This is a genomic window from Halobacillus sp. B29, from assembly GCF_052246755.1.
Taxonomy (GTDB): domain Bacteria; phylum Bacillota; class Bacilli; order Bacillales; family Halobacillaceae; genus Halobacillus; species Halobacillus halophilus.
In genome coordinates this window covers 18,753-37,522 of record NZ_JBQQCM010000010.1, presented here as the reverse complement: position 1 = coordinate 37,522, position 18,770 = coordinate 18,753, and the positions used below count along the sequence as shown (strand labels likewise).

Genomic DNA, 18,770 nt, shown 5'->3' with positions numbered 1-18,770 from the left:
TCGATAACTAAAAAAGGCGCTTCTCTGGTGAGAGGCGCCTTTTTTATGTATGAAAGAATTAATTTTTAGTATAAAGCAAAATAGCAATAATCATGAGAGCCATTCCAGCTATTCTTTGACCATCCAGCGGGATCTGTTTCATACCAAGCCAGCCGAAATGGTCGATAAGTGAGCTTGCAATAAGCTGAGCAGATATTAGCGTAAAAATAGCAGCCCCTACTCCAATTCTAGGTACAGCTAAAACCATGGTCGAAACGAAGAAAGCTCCCAGCACGCCTCCAAGAAGCTGCCATTTTGGCACCTGAAACACGTTAACTATATTCCCTTTACCGAAAAAGAGCATGACTAAAAATAAGACGACTGTTCCTACTAAAAAGGATGTAAATGCTCCTTCAAACACACCAATCTTCTGCCCGAGTCCCCCATTTACTGATGACTGGACGGCAACTCCAATTCCACCTATGAAAACCAGTACCATTAATAACCACTGCATAGCTTGCTTCTCACTCCATTCTCTATCAGAATATAAGCTCAATTATTTCAAACTCTATCCAGGAGCTCAACTTATTGAATTCATCTATAAATATTCTGATTATCTGAGTCTTGGTTTCTTAATAAAAGCTCCCGTTTGCGTAAGACTCAGTTTCGAGACATTGGAGGACCTGGCCGAATCTGAGACTCGAATCCACCTAACATCCTGTTTGTTGGATGATAAAAAAGCATGGGGGGGACGTGGTAATTTTCATACTAGAACGATGTGAAAAAGCTTGTTATAGAAGCATTTTAGTAACTATTTAGAAGAAGAGCAATCTCTCTTGAAAAGGGTCCGTTATTCCCACGTGGCTCGGTTGGCGAAGGAAACGATGAGACTCCCGCGGGAGAAGGAGCTAGGCGAGACCCCACAGGGAGTGAAACGAGCGAGGAGGCTTATGGTAAAAGGAGGATCGACTAAGATCGCCACGTCCTGTGGCAACATCGATCGCCCCTACGTCGTGTAGGGCCGCAGGAAAGTGTTCAAATGTGGAATCACCCTGAAAGACACGACCAGCATAAGCCGACCATCAAAAGGATGGCGGTTTTTCAATCCGTTGATGAGCGGCTTATGTCTCGAGTGTCTGGGTGATGGAACAAGACGAGTTGTTTCCGCAGCCACCCTTATTAAATTTTGGGAAACGGACCCAGATTATCTCGAAACTGAGTCTTACAGTAACCGGCCCATTAGTTCAATATCATCTTTGATTAAAATCCTTCACACCATTACCCATAAAAATTGTTTTTGTGCGGAGTAAAATCAGTACTCCCGGCGGACTCTATCGAAGAAGTGGGTGGTATGATGTTTCAGAATTCATAGAGAAGTGATATTTATTTTCAGGTTATCTTTCATTTTATAAGTAGAGAGTGTTTTTAATAAGTCTCCCACCTTTTGATCAATAGTAGTTGAAACCCTTCTCTTATGTAATCGTACCTTTTATTAAGGATTTAAATAGAAGGGAGGCAAATGCTTCATATGGTTATTGTTTATATGCTCTTGTTCTTTCTAGTTTTTGCTCTTATTTTTGTTATCGGTAATTTAGTAACGGTTAATTATAAAATTACCGATAATGAGCTTAAGCTTAGCCGAGTGTTCGGCTGGGATACGACTCGTCTCCCCATTCAAGAAATTGATATGATTTACGAGGTTAATTTGAGCCAAATTCCTAAAGGAGCTATTCAAATCGGTACGCCAGATAGAAGTTATAATGGATTGGTATTTAAAATGAAGACCGGCAGAAAATACTTGGTTCACATTAGAAACTGCGGCAAATTGCTTGGTAAATTGAAGACTGAAAATCCAACCATTGAAATGGATATTTCCAGAGAGTTTTGGTACTAGCTGCTATTCTTTTTGCTTTAATTTTGATCCTAGCAAGAAAGCCTGAGCAATATGCTCAGGCTTTCTAGTTTATGAACCTACATATGTTTTTTTCTGTTCGAACTCATATACGGCTTCTTCAAATACGGCCAAGCCTTGATCAATCTGCTCTCTGGTAACGATTAGCGGAGGAATCATGCGGATAACCTCCTGGTGCTTCCCGCATAAGTAGAACAGGACACCTTTTTCAAGGGAAGTGTCTAATATATTCATCATTCCAGCTCCATCCGGATCCCCTGTTTCAGGGTGGATAATTTCTATTCCAATCATGAGTCCTACCCCCCTTACCTCGCCGATGACTTCATGCCTTTCTCTTATTTCTTTTAACCGTCGTAAGGCGTATGCTCCGAGTTCTCTTGAATTATCGATTAGATGTTCCTCTTCCATTACATCCAGGGTAGCAAGCGCTGCTGAACAGGCGATAGGGTTTCCACCGAACGTGGTACCGTGGGTCCCCATTGGCCATTTACTCATCAATTCTTTAGAAGCAACCGTAGCACTTAGAGGCATGCCTGAAGCGATGCCTTTAGCAATCGCCATGATGTCAGGAGTAACTTCAAATGTTTGAGCAGCAAACCACTCCCCAGTTCGTCCGAACCCTGTCTGGACCTCGTCAAAAATTAAAAGAATACCATGTCGGTCGCAAATTTCGCGAACCTTTTGAAGCCAGGCTTTAGGAGGAATAATATAACCCCCCTCTCCAAGGACTGGCTCCACAATCATGCAGGCGACTTCTTCGGGTGTTACCTGATGATCAAATAAAAGCTCTGCCTCTTTTTCGAGTTTTTCCGCGCAGTATTCCCCTACATACTGCCCCTCTGGACACCCTGAGCTGTCAGCGTAAGGCAGCTGATAAGTCAGTCCATTAGGCTGCAAAAATTTCCGATATTTACTTTTCGAGGTGCTGACTCCAAGCGCCCCCAGCGACCTGCCGTGAAAACAGCCGGTAAAGGAAATCGTATAAGGGCGTTGAGTCGCATATTTTGCTAATTTTAAAGCTCCCTCTATGGCCTCAGTACCGCTGTTTGCAAAAAAGAAACAATCCAGATTTCCGGGTAATTTCTCTTTTAAACGATCAGCAACTCTGAGAATAGAATCATACATAATTACTCCGGAAGGACCATGCATTAAGTTATCTGCACTATCCTTAATAGCCTGAACGACTTTCGGATGACGGTGACCAGTATTAGCTACAGCAATACCCGAAGTGAAATCCAAATATTTTTTACCATCTGTTCCGTAATAGTAACACCCCTCCTCCTTTTCAACCGGAAGATTCGGATGGTCTTTTGCCATACTCGGGGCTAGTAAATCAGACATGCTTCCATATAGACTATCAAATGATGAATTCATCTACTTTCCTCCTAAAAAATAAAGTGGGCAATCAATACGATAATTGGGAGTGTAATAACTGTGCGCTGCAGGAAAATAACAGCAAGTTCCCCCACTGAAATTGGTATTTTAGATTTAACCAGCAGTATTCCAATCTCAGACATGTAAATAAGCTGAGTTAAGGAGATGGCGGCTATGACGAATCGAGTTAATTCACTTTCTATACCCGCTCCAATAACCGCAGGTAGGAACATATCGGCAAATCCAACGAGCATGGCCGGAGCTGCCTGAGCAGCTTCAGGTATTTGCATCCATTGAAGTACAGGTACAATCGGTAAAGACAGGTACGTGAAAAATGGTGTGAATTCAGCTATAATTAAAGCAATTGTTCCAAGCGCCATCACTAATGGAATCAGTGCGAAATATATATCGAGGACCGTTTGAACTCCTTGCTTGGCTACGTGTTTAACACCCTTAACTTCTGAAGCTTTACTAAGAGCTTTATTTAACCCCCATTGAAAATTGGACATTCCTTCAGGTGTATCTTCTGAGATTCTCCTCCCAGTTCCTTCATAATAAGTATCCGCTTTTCTTGATAATGGAGGGATCCTTGGACAGATGAAGGCAGCAACCAGCCCAGCTATCACTACCGTTAAATAGAAAGGTACAAAGAACTCTTCTAAACCTATGAAGCTGATCACCACTAAACTAAAAGCAATCGAGTTAATCGAAAAGTTCGTAGCAATAGTGGCAGCTTCCCGCTTTGTATAATATCCTTCTTCATATTGCTTGGTGGTAATTAAGACACCTACTGTTCCCGCTCCCATCCAGGAGGCTAAAGCATCAATAGAAGAACGGCCCGGCAACTTAAATACTGGCCTCATGACTTTACGAAGCATTGTCCCTATAAAATCCATTAAGCCAAATTCCATTAATAATGGCATTAAAATTCCCGCAAACAAAAACCAGGCAGCGAGAACAGGAACGAGAGAATAAAGCATAGTGCCACCGGTAACATCAGAAATGATAAACTCCGGCCCCACGGCAAAAAGAGTCATAAGAGCAAATACAGCTCCAATTATTCTCGTGCTCATCCAAAACGTGTTCACATAAAATAGTTGTTTTATGAACGGTTTATCGATGATAAATTTGGGCTTCACCGTTTTCGCTACCACTGGAAGGATAGCCGAAATCACAAGAATTCCTGTCATTAAACTCGGAAGAACCGGTTCCAGGTTTGCCTGTACAGCTTCTGCCATAACTCCGACACCAATCGTAATTTTCCCGCCATAAGGAATAGGGAATAAAAACAATAGAACACCTAATAGAGAGGGAACTATAAACCAAAAGTAATTCCGTCGGGACTGCTGCTTCCTGTTTCCCAGTTTCTCGTTCCATTCCTCCTGTTGAAAATCTTCTTTTTGCTTAACCTCCATCGCTTCCACTCCTTAAAATTATTTAATCAGGTTACATTGAAAACAACCTATCGTCTAAAACAAATCTCTCAACCGCTCTACACCTTTGTACTAGCTGGACGAGCTGATTCCTGGAACACTCCTCCACACAACACATTGAATAAGCGCCTTCCACAATCCCCTTTAGTCAAAGATCACTTTTAAGAGAAGACAGCAAAGACCTATCACAAAAACAAATAAAAAGGCAAAAGACTATAGTCTCTTACCTTTGTAACATGCAAGTATCGTGCCAATTTATTATTTAATTCTGTATTTTTTGAGTTTTCTAACTACTGTAGGCTGGCTGATGCCCAGTGCTTCTGCTATTTTAGTCGTAGTTTGAAATTTTTGTTTCGCTTGTTCCAGTCTTTCTTTTTCTACTTTTTCCATTGTCATAGCCAAGGGTTCCTCAAAATTATTCATTTCTGAATAGGAAGAAATAATCTGCTGATAGGATTCAGGGAGATCGGAAGGAAGAATAATAGTGTCCGACGAAGTAACGACTAATCTTTCCACCAGATTCATAAGCTCTCTTACATTCCCTTTCCATTCCAATTTGTTTAATTCATGCAGTACATCTCGATCTAACACTTTTTTTCTTTTGTAACGGGTCGTAAAATGCTCAAGAAAGGATTGGAGAAGCGGGGTAATATCTTCTTTTCTTTCCCTTAAAGGAGGAATCGTTAAAGGAACTACATTCAGCCGGAAATAAAGGTCTTCTCTAAACAGCTTTTGCTCTACAGATTCTTTTAAATACTTATTTGTTGCACTAATCAGGCGGAAATCGGAATGAATTTCTTTACGGCCGCCTACTTTATAAAACTCTTTTTTCTGAATTAATTTTAGTACCTTTACTTGATTGGCCAGGGATAACTCTCCTACCTCGTCCAGAAACAAGGTTCCGCCAGAAGCCAGTTCAGCAAATCCCTTCCTTCCTCCTTTAGTAGCCCCCGTAAAGGAGCCGCCTTCATAACCGAACAGTTCGGCTTCAAATAATGAATCCGGGATCGCTCCGCAGTTTACTTCAATAAAGGGGCCGCTTGAACGCTCGCTTTTTTCATGCATCATTTTTGCCAGCTCTGTCTTGCCTACCCCAGACTCACCTAAGAGAAGAACATTTACGTCTACACCCGCCACCTGACTGGCTGTAGCGAGGACTTTGCGCATTTGTTCACTTTTAGCAATAAACTCTCCCTCATTCTGCTGCTTTAACCGAGTAAGCTCATCTCTCACACGCTCCATCTCAACCGTCATCTCTTCCATTCCGGCCTTGATTTCCATTAATTCCGTTACATCATGAGAGTAGCTGACTACACGTACAAGCTCACCGTCATTGTTAAAAACGGGCAAAGCCGTAACCAGCAATTTCTTACCACCCTTAAGGGTTTGAACAAAAGTCGCTCTCTCTTGCGACTTCACCACTTTTGGCGTAGCCAGAGGAGTAAAGAGTCCTTCTTTTTCCAGATCATAGACGGATCTGCCCATAAGCTCATCTGCATTAATATCATATACTGCCCCAGTGCCTTCGCTGACTTTCACAATGGTCCCGTCAGTTTTTGTGACGAGAATATCTTCCTGCAGCGAATGAAAGATCGTTTTATATTCATCCCACTCTGTCATATCACCACATCACCCTTATTATTCAAATTTGAATATAAATTCAATAGAATTGTACTCACTCCTAGGAAATTGCTTGCAATCGTTATTCACAAGTGAATAATAGTTACTCTAAGGTTAACATAACTGCCCAGAATGATCGAATAGTTTGTAAATTCATCACCCTTTCACTTATATAAGATGGTAAACTCGTTTTTGTCCTATTAAAAAAGACCTGGCACGAGGATTCCTCTGAGCCAGGTCTTTTATTTATACATATTTATTTTTGAAGGGCGACTCTTACTTGGCTTTCGCCAACCGTAAAGTCTTTCATGTTATCTGTTTCTCCTACTGTAAGGTTCTTCACGAGTACATTTTCACGAATCAAGGCTTCATTTTGCTTGATGGCTTTCTTCACATCTTCATCGCCATCAAGAGCAATATTGACGCGAAGATCAATTGGAAGATCCTGCTGTTTCCGATCATCCTGAATGACACGGATCACTTCGCGCGCCAGACCTTCAAGGCGAAGCTCTTCAGTGATCGTTGTATCAAGAATCACGTGGAAGTCCTGGTTTGATCCCATAGACAAGCCGGAATCAGCTACGCGTTCTACGTTTAGTAGGTCCATCGGTACTTCAACTTCTCCGTCTCCTGTTGGTACCACGACTTTCCCTTCGTTTACAACCTTAGCTGCTTCTTCATCCGAAAGCTTTTCAAGGTAGCCTTTCACCACTCCTACATTCTTACCGAGGACAGGACCTGCCGCACGGAAATTCAGTTTCACTTCATAACGGACAAGATCATCAGAAGACTGCTTAACGACCACTTCTTTGACGTTAATTTCATCACGGATGATGGAATTGTATCGCTCCAGTGCTTTTCCTTGTTCAGGGTTAACTGGAATGACAACTAGTTCAGAAAGCGGCTGCTTCGTCTTAATCGCTTCGGTATTGCGTACGCCGCGAGCCAGTTCAACTACTTGAAGGACGGCATCCATATCCTGTTCAAGCTGATGGTCTGCCTGATTGTCATCCACTTTAGGGAAATAAGCGAGATGAACACTTTTGCCTGTTAGATTGTGATGAATATCATCCGCTACAAATGGAATGAACGGTGCGAGAAGCTTGCTCAAGTTAACCAGAACTTCATGCAAGGTATGGTAAGCCGCTTTCTTGGATTCAGTCATTCCTTCCTGCCAGAAACGATCACGGGAACGGCGGATATACCAGTTACTCAATTCATCTACATATTTTTCCAGCGCTTTAGCACCTTTTGTAAAGTCATAATTATCCAGAGCCTCGGTAACCGTAGCTGTAACACTATTCAATCGGGCGAGTACCCAGCGGTCCAGAAGTGTTTTCTCTCCCGCTTCCTTCGCATCGAACTCGTAACCATCAATATTTGCATACAGCGTATAGAATCCGTGCGTATTTACAAGTGTATCAATCACTTTGGATTTAGCTTCCACAACAACGCGTTCTGAAAAGCGCTTGTTGTTCCATGGAGCACTATCAGCAAGGAGAGCCCAACGGAAAGCATCCGCTCCAAATTTATTCACGAGATCCATTGGGTCAAGGGCATTCCCTTTACTCTTCGACATCTTACGACCTTCTTCATCCAGGATGTGGCCGGTAGAAAGCACACGTTTGTAAGGGGCTTTCCCTGTAAACAAGGTCGAAACAGCAAGCAGGCTGTAGAACCATCCGCGGGTCTGGTCAATTCCTTCGCAGATGACATCTGCCGGGAATTGCTTCTCAAACTGCTCTTTATTTTCAAATGGATAGTGCTGCTGAGCGAATGGCATGGAGCCACTGTCAAACCAAACGTCGATAACTTCAGGGACACGGTTCATCGTTCCTTCACACTGATCACATTGCAACTGTACACGATCGACATATGGCTTATGAAGCTCTACATCTCCGATATCACCGATCGCTTTTTCCTGCAGATCCGCCTGACTGTGCGGTGCATACTGGTGATTGCAGGAGTCGCAGATCCAGATAGGTAACGGTGTACCCCAGAAACGGTTACGTCCAATATTCCAATCGACCATATTTTCAAGGAAATTACCAAAACGGCCATCTTTAATATGGTCTGGATACCACTCCACTTGCTGGTTATTTTTCAGGAATTGATCTTTCAGTTCTGTCGTTTTTATAAACCAGCTTTCGATTGCGTAGTAAAGCAACGGAGAGTCACAGCGCCAGCAGTGCGGGTAACTGTGCTCATACTTTTCTTTATGGAAAAGAAGACCTTCGTTTGCCAGGTACTTCACAATGTCAACGTCACAGTCTTTTACGAATCGTCCTGCAAACGGAGGAATATCTTCCGTATAACGTCCCTGACTGTCCACCACGTTAAAGAAAGACAGATTGTGTTCGTTTACTAAAGCGTAGTCATCTTCACCATAAGCAGGAGCAATGTGTACGACACCTGTACCGCTTTCTGCGTTAACGAAATCTGCTTCTACCACAAAGTGGCCACGCTCTGGTTGAACAAATGGGAATGGCGCGTCATATTCTACTCCGGTAAATTCACTGCCTTTATGAGTAGATAGAACTTCGTAGTCTTCTCCCATATTTTTCTCAGCCAGTGCTTCAGCAACGATATAAACTTCGCCATTCTGCTTCGCTTTCACATAAGTAAGTGCAGGATGTACAGCAAGCGTTACGTTAGCCGGAAGGGTCCAAGGAGTTGTCGTCCATCCCAGGAAGAACTCATTTTCGGATCCTTTCACTTTGAACTTAGCTGTTGCTGACAGATCTTTAACATCTTCATACCCTTGAGCAACTTCGTGCGAACTAAGTGTGGTCTGGCAGCTTGGGCAGTAAGGGGTAACGCGGTGCCCTTTGCTTAATAAGTCACGTTTATGAAGGTCACTCAGGATATACCAGACACTTTCAATATATCGGTTCTGAAGCGTTACGTACGGATCATCCATATCCAGCCAGTAGCCGATGGACTCCGTAAACTCTCTCCACTGCTTCTCGTAGTTAAAGACACTTTTTTTACATTCTTCAATAAATTTCTCTACACCGTACTCTTCGATTTGCTGTTTTCCGGAAATACCAAGTTGCTTCTCTACTTCAAGTTCAACAGGGAGACCATGAGTATCCCAGCCGCCTTTCCGAAGTACCTGATAACCTCCCATGGTTTTATAGCGAGCTACGAAGTCCTTAATAACACGGCCCAGTACGTGACCGGCGTGCGGAAGTCCATTAGCTGTTGGAGGCCCTTCATAGAATACAAACGTTTCTGCACCCTCTCGTTCATCCATTGAACGATTGAATACATTTTCAGCGTTCCAATAGTCCTTGACGCGATTCTCGCGGTCTACTGCTGCTTCTTTCGTATTAACACTGCGCATTCGTTCCACCTCTTACCCTTTTTATTTTTATCTCGATAAACTCATCAACCATAGACTCAAGGGGAAATCCCTTTTAAAATATAAAAAATCCGCCCCTGCTCATAAAAACAGGGACGGATGTAGATCCGCGGTACCACCCATATTCCGCGCAGCAATTGCACGGCTCTCGGTTCATTAAACGGATAACGGCCGTCTGCCGGTTCCACCTACTCTACCCTCATTTCAGCGAAACTTCTCAGAGATGATCTTCAGCTCTAACCTGTCATCGCCTTGCAGCAAACAGCGACTCTCTGTGGACAGCCTTTACAGCCTACTCTTCTCGTCAACGAAAAAATACGTAGTTTCTCCATATCGTACATGGAAATCCTAGAATTGTCAAAGGATCTTCACCCACCATCCTGCCCATTTTTCGGAGGGTTTATACGAGTCAACGTGGCGGTCGTGTTCTTTGATGCATTTTGCTTATCAGGTTGGATTAAAATCCAGTATTATCGCTTTTACCACCTGGGGAGTACACTAATAACAAACCAGAAAGAAGGTGGCGGGATGTCTGAAGAAATGAAAAAAAGGGTGCAATCTACCTTTTCTAAAAACAAAGAAGCTTATGTAAGTAGTGCTACCCATAATAATCAGCAGGACTTAAACTTAATTACGGAATGGTTGAATCCTGAACCAAATTGGAAAGGGATTGATCTGGCGACTGGCGGCGGGCATGTAGCCAGGGAAATGAGCCGGTGGATGGATCATGTTGTGGCAAGCGACCTCACCAAAGATATGCTGCAAAACACAGCCCGGCACTTGAGCGATATAAAAAACCTTTCTTATATTGTTGCGGATGTATCCAACCTCCCGTTTCTTGATGAAAGCTTTGATGTAGTCTGCTGCCGAATTGCTCCTCATCACTTTCCAGACCCAGAGAAATTTATAAAAGAAGCTTATCGGGTACTGAAACCCCGTGGATTATTTATGATGATCGACAATATCGCCCCTGAGGATGATGACCTTGACCTTTTCTACAACACGTTCGAGGAAATGCGTGACCCCAGTCACCACCGTGCCTGGAAAGTCTCAGAATGGAAAACAATGATTAAGCCTACAGGATTTCAGCTAAAAAGAGAAATGAAGCGCAAAAAAACACTGCCTTTCCGGGATTGGCTTGAGCGTACCCTTCATGATAAAAACAGTCAGCAGCTTGTGGAAGAGTATTTCCTTCAAGCGGGGCCTCAAGCCTCTTCCTATTTTTCCTTTGTCCTTAAAGAAGGTAGCATGGAAGCTTTTTCAATTGATGAATGGATGGTTCTCTGTCAAAAGTATGACACTCACTAACTTAGTGGGTGTCTTTTTTGTATTCTGCCGATCGAAATTCCATCTTTTTGTATATAAAAAGAGATTAAGGAAATAAATGATGGATAGTTATTGGAGGTGGAATATTTCATGGATATCGTTGTTATGGCCCGCGTATTGTTTGGGTCTTCCTTAGGGTTTCATATTATCTATGCCACAATCGGTGTGGGACTCCCTGTGATGATTATCATCGCCGAAGTTCTGCATTACATTAAAAAAGATTCCGATTATGCACTGATGGCAAGAAGGTGGACGAAAGGTTTCGCCATTATACTTGCGGTTTCAATTGCTTCCGGTACGATTGTCGGCGTTCTTATATCATTGCTTTTTCCTAATTTCATGGAAATTGTCGGACAAGTCATTGCCCTCCCTTTTCAGATGGAAATATTCGCATTCTTAATCGAAGCTGTTTTCATGTCGATCTACTTATATGCAGCTGATCGGCTGCCGCCTGTTTTAAGATTTATCAGCATTATATCGGTTGCTCTTGGGGCCACCGCTTCGGCAATTCTAATTACAGATGTCCACGCGTGGATGAATACACCCGCCGGTTTTAACATAACACCGGACGGAACTATTACGGATGTCGATACATGGGCTGCTTTCTTTAACCCGAGCTTTGGGGTGACAGCCATCCATGTTACTTTATCTGCTTATATGACAGTTGCTTTTATCATTGCTTCCATAGCTGCTATCCGTTTAATGAGAAGAGGCCTCTCAAGCAAAGAACGCAATTATCATAAAAAAGCTCTGACTATTGCCTTGTACTTCGGGGCCATCATGTCCCTGGGTACTGCGATAAATGGACACGAAACGGCTCAAATGCTTCATGAATATAACCCGCGTAAACTCGCTGCCGCTGAAGGTTTATTCGAAACCACCCGCTATGCGCCTTTATCCATTGGAGGCTATACATCACTGGAAGACCAGCGGGTCAAATATGCCGTAGAGATTCCATACGCTCTCAGTTTTCTGGCTGGAGACCGCTTGGATACCGAAGTTCTCGGCCTGAACGAATTTCCTGAAGAACTTTGGCCCCCTCTGTATGTACATGTCCTATTTAACGTCATGGTCGGTATCGGCTCGCTTTTAATTGTCGTCGCTTTCTTCGCTATATTTTGGAAGCATGTGCTAAAAAGAGAATTTCCAGGATGGCTTCTGGCTATTCTCGCGGTCAGCGGACCACTTGCGATGATTGCGATTGAAACCGGCTGGTGCTTCAGCTGTATTGGAAGACAGCCCTGGACCATAACAGACGTACTTCGCACAGGCGAAGCCGCAACTAAATCAAGCAGCGTCGGCTTTTTACTTGGATTATTTTTAACGCTGTATATCACTCTATTATTTATCACCGGTTTCGTATTGCGATCCTATTTTAAGCGGAACCCTGTAAGCATAGACCTGGATGCAGCGCATTAAATCCACGTTTACCTATAAAGGAGCTGATTAACCTATGGAAGCCTCGACGCTCGCCATTACGATATTATGGAGCTTACTTTTTATCTACTCCATCCTTGGATCCCTGGATTTTGGAGCAGGATTCTGGGGAATGATTTACGGAAAAAATGATCAGACCAGTGCTTCGCAAATAGCGAACCGCTTTTTATCCCCTACCTGGGAAGTTACAAATGTCTTTTTAGTCATCTTCGTTGTTTCCGTTGTTACGTTCTTCCCATTTGCAACAACTTTACTTGGCAGTATCCTGCTTGTCCCCGTAGGAATTGGACTGCTGCTTTTGACGATTCGAACAACGTTTATGGTGTTTGAACACCACACTCAAAAGTACAGGGAACTTATGCGGCTGACCTCAGGATTTTCCGGGTTAATTATTCCCGCACTTCTTGTAAGTATCTTACCGATCACACTCGGTGGATTTGTGGATTTTGAAAATGATCTACCCGTCCTTCATTACGCTGAGCTGCTTACTCACCCGACCTTGTATATGCATATTGCATTTGGTCTTTCCACCGAGCTTTTTATTTCAGCCGTTTTCCTTATGGATTATTCCAAGGAAGCAGATGATTGGTCAGCTTATCAGACCTTTCGCAAGCATGCGATTTGGCTCGGTCCTGTGTCGATCGCTATTGCTATGTTAACAATTGGGACATTCCCGGCCGAAGCAAATTGGATTGTAGAAAACATCGAGGATAACTGGCTGTGGTTTGGATTATCTGTGTTCTTTTTTATCATTGGGTACACTTTGTTATTTATTAAAAAACGGGACGGAGTGCGCGGCTGGTCAAGGCTTGCTGTTACTGCGATCATTCTCCAATATGGAATTGCCATCTATGCTTACGGTTCGGCACACCTTCCTTATCTTGTCTATCCGCATCTCACAGTTACAGATGGATTCACAAATCCATCAACCTTCTATCCGATGCTGATTGTGTACGGGGTTGGATTTGGAATTTTAATTCCTGCCTTTTATCTGTTCTGGCGCCTGTTCCTTAAAGATAGACGCTACCTTAAACAACCTTAAACAACTTAACTGGAAATAAAAGGCACCTCAGGTCATCCATTATCTGGATGACCTGAGGTGCCTTTTATTTCCTTTTTTTATACTATCGAGCATTAGAGGGGGGTAATTGGTTTATCCTTTCCATTTACAAGGGAAATAGGTAGAGATGAATAACAGGTAAGGAGAGAACTACATGCAGAAACTCACTGAAGAATATCTTGAGGATGCTATCGAAGACAGCAAACCCTATGCTTCCTCAGGTAAAGTAAACATGGACCTTCCCAATTTTGATGAAACGATGAAGGACCTTCTAGGTGTGACCATCATAACGAATGAAGGAAAGTCTTTATCAGCAGGTGATCACCATCATTATATTCCCATGCAGAGCACCTCGAAAATCATCGGTCTAATGCTCGCCCTGCAGGATTTTGGCAAAGATCGTGTTTTCCAGACAGTGGGGATGGAACCGATGGGGGATTTTTTTAATTCCATTAGTCAGCTTGAATCTTACGATACTAGCAAACCCTTTAACCCGATGATTAATGCAGGTGCCATCGCTACTGCTGCATTAATCAAAGGGAAAAGTGTAGAAAACCGGTTTAACCGCTATTTTGACTTCCTTAAAAAAATTACAAATAATAACGAATTGCAAATGAGTGAAGAAGTGTACCAGGCGGAACGTGCCAATAGCGCCCGTAACCGTTCTCTGGCTTATTTCATGCAAAGTACAGGAACACTCGTTACCAGTGTGGATGATGCACTCGAACTATACTTTCGGATGAATTCGGTCATGATGTGTTCGGAGGACTTTGCGCGCGTAGGCGCATTCCTTGCAAGAGGTGGAATGACTTCCGAAAGTGAAGAACGATTAATCCCTCCTCATCACCTTCGCACGGTCAAAGCTATTATGATGACCTCAGGTATGTATAACTCTTCAGGTCATTATGCTGTAGAAGCTGGTTTTCCTTGTAAAAGCGGAGTATCTGGCAGTATTATCGGTGCTATTCCAGGCCGAATGGGGGTTGGTGTCATTGGACCAGCCATCAGTCCAAAAGGCAACAGTACCGCAGGTGGAGCCCTCATAAAAAAACTGTCTCAGGATCTGGGATTAAATATGTTCGGAGTTGAAAATACGTAATGAAGGAGAGACTGCTTTGCCATTCGATTATTCCATAGACTTTAAAAATACAGATTTCCGTAAGAACCCGGACAAATATAGAGTAGGGCGTGGAGAACAGGGCGTCCTGATGGTTGAACCCTACAAAGGGGAGATCCTCCCCCACTGGCGCTTTAAAACTCCTGAAATAGCCAGGGAATCATCAGATAAAATCTATCAAATGTTCTTAGAATACAAGAAAAATGATGACTTCGTCGGTATGGATATGGCACGGAAATTTCTGCAGATGGGATATACACGCTCCCGCCGCTATGCAAATTATAAAGGTGGTAAAAAGTACGATAAAAATGGGGAGATTAATGAACGGGATATTGATGAAGAAAAAGCAAAATCAGCCGAGATATTCGAAGAAAAGTGGATCCAGGCAAGGGAAGATGAAGAATACTTGAAGAAGAAAAAAGAACACCAAAAATCATACGGGTAATATTGACTTTTCGAGCGGGGAAACATAAGATATCATTAACCCGACCAAAAAGGTCGGGATAATGATGCAAAGGAGAGAAACAAGTGAAACTACTCTCACTTTGGATGAGCCTTTTCTTTATGCTCACTTCTTGGATTTTAGGATATTATTTTATCTCCATCTTATACACGCCAACTATTATTATCCCATTTCCTAATCATTTTCTATGGACAAACGAATACAAAGGTTTGCTAGGATTGACTACTATCATAACGATACTTACGATCCCTTTTTTAACCTATTATTTTAGTAAGCGAAAATCCGTTGTTCATACTCGAAAATGGTCTGCAATCGCTCTAATTAATCTTACCGCCTGGCTTCTAACGATTGGTGCCCAATTAAAGATCGTTGCCTATAATTTGGGCATCTGCCATTAAATTCTCCCTAATTTAAAAACCCCAAATGAGAGATTCGGCAGGAAAAGGTTTCTCTCATTTGGGGTTTTTATCCGTGTCAATCTTTCGCATGTTTATAAATAACCGTACTATACACCTGCGCTTTTGCTTTAGGATCCAGGTACATGGCTGCACTATTCACGGCCGTCATTGCTTCTGAAAATCCAGAAGCGATCAACATCGTCTTACTTGGATAAATAGCCGCGTCGCCTGCTGCAAAAACCCCATCGATAGATGTGCACATATCCGTACCAACAGGAATCCTCCCTTTTTCTGTTTCAAGGCCCCAGCTGTCATATAGGCTTTTCTCTATATTCAGTCCTTCATAGACTAAAAGGTGCCCGACATCCAATTCGGTTCCGTCCTGTAAAGTAACTCCTGTGAGCACTTGTCCGTCACCTGCTAAATCTTCTACCTTTTGATTCCTATGAACGTGAACGGATGACTTTTCAAGAGTTTCTATATCCTGTTCATACACGGCCTTAAATTCTTCGCCACGGTTAATTAAATGTACTTCCTCTGCAACTTTTTCAAGAGCAAGCGCCCAGTCGATTCCAACTCGGCTTTGAGAGATAACAGCTGCTTTTTTTCCAGCGTACTGATTTACGTTTTGAATAGTGTAGTGAATGCACCTGTCATCATATTGACTACTGCCTTCTACCTGAAGAGGTTCCATCTCGAATGTCCCCATACCTGAGGCAACAATAACGGTTTTCGAGAAATGCTGCTCACCACTTGCTGTTGTCAGGATAAAGGATCCATCCTCCTGTTTATCAATCGTCCGAATCTGTTCGCCTGTAACGATAACAGGCTGGACACTTAACGCCTGGTTTTCCACCTCGGTCACGAGATCTTCTCCCCGGACACCGAGAAACCCTCCTACATCATATATCTTCTTTTCAGGGTAGAAGAAAGCTACTTTCCCGCCCAGCTCCTGGTGATATTCAATGACTTTTGTTTTTAAACCACGCATGCCACTATAAAATGATGTGTACAAACCTGTTGTTCCTCCGCCAATAATCGTTACATCAAACATCTCGTTCATAATTGGTCTCCTCTTCTAATGGGTTTTCATTAGTAAATATATAAAGTAAGGGGTGCTGACAATGGTTACTACGATACCAACCGGTATTTCGGAAGGAGCGATCAAGTTCTTTCCTACTGTATCCGCTGCTAGCAAAATCAGTGCACCTATTAAAGCCGTAACAGGAATTAACGTCTCGTGTTTTGGTCCCATTAATCTTCGAGCCACGTGAGGGGCTATCAATCCAAGAAAAGCAATGCCGCCACCAGCAGCTACGCATAATCCGGCAAGCGCAACAGCAAGCGCCAATAAAACCCTGCGTTCCCTTTCCACGGCCGCTCCCAGACCTGTGGAAATCTGATCGCCAAGATTCAAGATATTCAGAACTGACGCTTTGTACATGGCATATACAGTCAACAAAATGATCCACGGAGCCAAAGCGGCAACAAAGTCCCAGTTCCCTCCCCATATATCTCCAGCAAGCCACACCATAGCCTGAGTGAAATCCTGAGGGTTCATCTTTACTTGAAAAATAATTAAAGCTGCGCTGAATCCCGAATTCACCCCGATACCAACAAGAATTAACCGAACTGGATTAATCCCTTTTTTCCAGGCTAATAGGTAAATCAGAAAAGCAGCCAGAAAAGCCCCTGCCAGGGCAAAAACGGGCATGGCGTAAATACCAAGGCCGCTTAATTTGGACATCGAACCTTGAAAAAAGAAAATGTAGACAATAATAGCAAAACCGGCGCCTGTATTAATTCCAAGAATCCCCGGGTCCGCAAGGTCATTTTGTGATACCCCTTGAAGAATGGCGCCTGAGACCCCGAGGCCTGCACCGATTAGAAGAGCAAGCACCATTCTCGGCAGGCGGATATCAAATAACACCATTTCCTGTGTGCTGCTTCCACTCCCAAGAAGCGTACGAATGACTTCCATTGGAGCTATGTTGACGACACCCATGTTTAAGCTGAATAGAAATAACAAAAATATACTAGCTCCTAGTATAGAGACAACCCAGCCAAAGCGACTCTGCTTTTTATTCATTCCATCCCCCTCCCCTCTCCTCGAGCAAGGTATAGAAAGAAAGGAACACCAATACACGCCGTGATGGCTCCTACAGGTGTCTCAAAAGGAGCGTTAACGAGCCGCGCTCCAATATCCGATAACACAAGAAGCAATCCTCCGAGCACAGCCGATACTGGAATAATCAACCGATAGTCCGTGCCTACTAAAGCCCGGGTCATATGAGGAATAACTAATCCTACAAATCCAACCGTCCCTGCAACAGAAACAGCAGCTCCTGTTAAAAGAAAAACAACCACAATTCCTAAAGACTTTACGACAAAAGTGTTTTGACCGAGTCCTTTGGACACATCTTCTCCTAAACTAAGGATTGTGACCGCTCTTGAGAGAAATAATGCAAGCGTTAAACCCGCAACTCCAACAACTAAAAGAATTTTCACAGACAGCCAATCTGTCGCCGTTAACCCTCCGGCGTACCAAAAACTCATTTGCTTGGCCACCTGAAAATGAAGAGAGATGGCAGATGATAGAGAACTCAACATACCACCTACTGCAACACCGGCAAGGGCAAGTTTTACAGGGGTCAAGCCGCCTTTTGAAAAAGACCCTACACCGAATACAATAAGTACGGCGAGTCCCGCCCCTATGAAAGCTGAAATGGTCATCCCCAGATTCGTCATAGTCGGGAAAAACACTAAAGCAATGATAAGAGCAAACGCAGCCCCGTGCGTAACACCCATAATCGAGGGAGAAGCCAGCGGATTTCTAGTTAATCCCTGCATGACAGCCCCTGAAACAGCAAGAAAGCTGCCCACTAGAGCAGCGCCAAATGCACGAGGTAAACGCAGTTCACGGATGACCTGATGATTTGTGACTCCTGGATCAAAAGCAAATATAGAGTCCCATACCGTTTTTAACTGTATATCGGTTACCCCTAAAGAAACGGATAGTCCAAGAGACAGGAATAATCCAGCAATAGCCAGCAAAAATACAAGTCCAGCCTGGAAGAACTTCGAGGTTAATCCTTCTATATCTTTTTTATTATTTTTATTTCGCTCAACCTCTTCTCTCACGGCAGTAAATCCTCTCTATCACTAGCATCAGTTTATGTATCTATTTAATTAAAATTGAGAATCATTATCACTACGTATTATATCGATAATATTCTAGTAGTTCAAGTCAGGTGCAGCAGGTTTTGGCTTGACATTTCCAATGAAAA

General features: G+C 43.1%; 15 protein-coding genes and 1 other annotated feature. Of the genes, 7 read left to right on the top strand and 8 right to left on the bottom strand.

Annotated features, from left to right (window positions below):
- Window positions 1-58: 58 nt before the first annotated feature.
- Window positions 59-493 carry a DMT family transporter gene (locus tag ACTWP7_RS13420; RefSeq protein ID WP_443123630.1) on the bottom strand — a complete coding sequence of 145 codons (435 nt, stop codon included), beginning with the start codon at window positions 491-493 and terminating at the stop codon, window positions 59-61.
- Between the two features lie 1,005 nt (window positions 494-1,498).
- Here ACTWP7_RS13420 and ACTWP7_RS13415 point away from each other — a divergent pair.
- Window positions 1,499-1,873: a hypothetical protein gene (locus ACTWP7_RS13415; protein ID WP_443123629.1), complete on the top strand. Its 375-nt coding sequence runs from the start codon at window positions 1,499-1,501 to the stop codon at window positions 1,871-1,873.
- Window positions 1,874-1,942: 69 nt separating this feature from the next.
- On the opposite strand, the gene ACTWP7_RS13410 is transcribed toward ACTWP7_RS13415, so the two are convergent.
- The 4 genes from ACTWP7_RS13410 to ileS all read right to left on the bottom strand — a co-directional run bounded on the left by ACTWP7_RS13410 (window position 1,943) and on the right by ileS (window position 9,664).
- Entirely contained in the window at window positions 1,943-3,265 is a 1,323-nt protein-coding gene (locus ACTWP7_RS13410; RefSeq protein WP_443123628.1) for an aspartate aminotransferase family protein, read from the bottom strand.
- Window positions 3,266-3,276: 11 nt separating this feature from the next.
- Window positions 3,277-4,680 (bottom strand): YjiH family protein, encoded by a 1,404-nt coding sequence (locus ACTWP7_RS13405; RefSeq protein WP_443123627.1) that lies wholly within the window; start codon window positions 4,678-4,680, stop codon window positions 3,277-3,279.
- Window positions 4,681-4,956: 276 nt separating this feature from the next.
- Window positions 4,957-6,318: a sigma-54 interaction domain-containing protein gene (locus ACTWP7_RS13400; RefSeq protein WP_443123626.1), complete on the bottom strand. Its 1,362-nt coding sequence runs from the start codon at window positions 6,316-6,318 to the stop codon at window positions 4,957-4,959.
- A 256-nt stretch (window positions 6,319-6,574) separates the two neighbouring features.
- Entirely contained in the window at window positions 6,575-9,664 is a 3,090-nt protein-coding gene (gene ileS, locus ACTWP7_RS13395) for an isoleucine--tRNA ligase (protein ID WP_443123625.1), read from the bottom strand.
- A gap of 106 nt (window positions 9,665-9,770) precedes the next feature.
- Window positions 9,771-9,999, bottom strand: a binding site (T-box leader).
- Window positions 10,000-10,021: 22 nt separating this feature from the next.
- Here ileS and ACTWP7_RS13390 point away from each other — a divergent pair.
- The 6 genes from ACTWP7_RS13390 to ACTWP7_RS13365 all read left to right on the top strand — a co-directional run bounded on the left by ACTWP7_RS13390 (window position 10,022) and on the right by ACTWP7_RS13365 (window position 15,483).
- The gene (locus ACTWP7_RS13390) at window positions 10,022-10,990 is read left to right on the top strand and encodes a class I SAM-dependent methyltransferase (RefSeq protein ID WP_443123624.1); all 969 of its coding nucleotides are present in this window, start codon (window positions 10,022-10,024) and stop codon (window positions 10,988-10,990) included.
- Between the two features lie 108 nt (window positions 10,991-11,098).
- The gene (locus ACTWP7_RS13385; protein WP_443123623.1) at window positions 11,099-12,427 is read left to right on the top strand and encodes a cytochrome ubiquinol oxidase subunit I; all 1,329 of its coding nucleotides are present in this window, start codon (window positions 11,099-11,101) and stop codon (window positions 12,425-12,427) included.
- A gap of 34 nt (window positions 12,428-12,461) precedes the next feature.
- Window positions 12,462-13,487, top strand: a complete 1,026-nt coding sequence (locus ACTWP7_RS13380; protein WP_443123622.1) for a cytochrome d ubiquinol oxidase subunit II — start codon at window positions 12,462-12,464, stop codon at window positions 13,485-13,487.
- A gap of 172 nt (window positions 13,488-13,659) precedes the next feature.
- Window positions 13,660-14,604, top strand: coding sequence for a glutaminase A (gene glsA / locus ACTWP7_RS13375; RefSeq protein ID WP_443123621.1), 945 nt, complete (start codon window positions 13,660-13,662; stop codon window positions 14,602-14,604).
- 16 nt (window positions 14,605-14,620) lie between these two features.
- Complete coding sequence (locus tag ACTWP7_RS13370; protein ID WP_443123740.1) at window positions 14,621-15,067, top strand: DUF4385 domain-containing protein; 447 nt, start codon at window positions 14,621-14,623, stop codon at window positions 15,065-15,067.
- Between the two features lie 83 nt (window positions 15,068-15,150).
- Window positions 15,151-15,483: a hypothetical protein gene (locus ACTWP7_RS13365; protein ID WP_443123620.1), complete on the top strand. Its 333-nt coding sequence runs from the start codon at window positions 15,151-15,153 to the stop codon at window positions 15,481-15,483.
- Window positions 15,484-15,559: 76 nt separating this feature from the next.
- On the opposite strand, the gene ACTWP7_RS13360 is transcribed toward ACTWP7_RS13365, so the two are convergent.
- Genes ACTWP7_RS13360 through ACTWP7_RS13350 form a run of 3 tightly spaced genes read right to left on the bottom strand, consistent with a single transcriptional unit; the run spans window position 15,560 to window position 18,624 of the window.
- Entirely contained in the window at window positions 15,560-16,546 is a 987-nt protein-coding gene (locus ACTWP7_RS13360; protein WP_443123619.1) for an NAD(P)/FAD-dependent oxidoreductase, read from the bottom strand.
- 15 nt (window positions 16,547-16,561) lie between these two features.
- Window positions 16,562-17,572 (bottom strand): FecCD family ABC transporter permease, encoded by a 1,011-nt coding sequence (locus tag ACTWP7_RS13355; protein ID WP_443123618.1) that lies wholly within the window; start codon window positions 17,570-17,572, stop codon window positions 16,562-16,564.
- Window positions 17,569-18,624 carry a FecCD family ABC transporter permease gene (locus ACTWP7_RS13350; RefSeq protein ID WP_443123617.1) on the bottom strand — a complete coding sequence of 352 codons (1,056 nt, stop codon included), beginning with the start codon at window positions 18,622-18,624 and terminating at the stop codon, window positions 17,569-17,571. Before ACTWP7_RS13350 ends, ACTWP7_RS13355 begins: the two co-directional genes overlap by 4 nt.
- Between the last annotated feature and the right edge of the window lie 146 nt (window positions 18,625-18,770).

Bases quoted from the DNA above. Each gene is read 5' to 3' on its own strand.
- ACTWP7_RS13420 (WP_443123630.1), bottom strand. From the start codon at position 493: ATGCAGTGGTTATTAATGGTACTGGTTTTCATAGGTGGAATTGGAGTT.
- ACTWP7_RS13415 (WP_443123629.1), top strand. From the start codon at position 1,499: ATGCTTCATATGGTTATTGTTTATATGCTCTTGTTCTTTCTAGTTTTT.
- ACTWP7_RS13410 (WP_443123628.1), bottom strand. From the start codon at position 3,265: ATGAATTCATCATTTGATAGTCTATATGGAAGCATGTCTGATTTACTA.
- ACTWP7_RS13405 (WP_443123627.1), bottom strand. From the start codon at position 4,680: ATGGAGGTTAAGCAAAAAGAAGATTTTCAACAGGAGGAATGGAACGAG.
- ACTWP7_RS13400 (WP_443123626.1), bottom strand. From the start codon at position 6,318: ATGACAGAGTGGGATGAATATAAAACGATCTTTCATTCGCTGCAGGAA.
- ileS (WP_443123625.1), bottom strand. From the start codon at position 9,664: ATGCGCAGTGTTAATACGAAAGAAGCAGCAGTAGACCGCGAGAATCGC.
- ACTWP7_RS13390 (WP_443123624.1), top strand. From the start codon at position 10,022: ATGGAAATCCTAGAATTGTCAAAGGATCTTCACCCACCATCCTGCCCA.
- ACTWP7_RS13385 (WP_443123623.1), top strand. From the start codon at position 11,099: ATGGATATCGTTGTTATGGCCCGCGTATTGTTTGGGTCTTCCTTAGGG.
- ACTWP7_RS13380 (WP_443123622.1), top strand. From the start codon at position 12,462: ATGGAAGCCTCGACGCTCGCCATTACGATATTATGGAGCTTACTTTTT.
- glsA (WP_443123621.1), top strand. From the start codon at position 13,660: ATGCAGAAACTCACTGAAGAATATCTTGAGGATGCTATCGAAGACAGC.
- ACTWP7_RS13360 (WP_443123619.1), bottom strand. From the start codon at position 16,546: ATGAACGAGATGTTTGATGTAACGATTATTGGCGGAGGAACAACAGGT.
- ACTWP7_RS13355 (WP_443123618.1), bottom strand. From the start codon at position 17,572: ATGAATAAAAAGCAGAGTCGCTTTGGCTGGGTTGTCTCTATACTAGGA.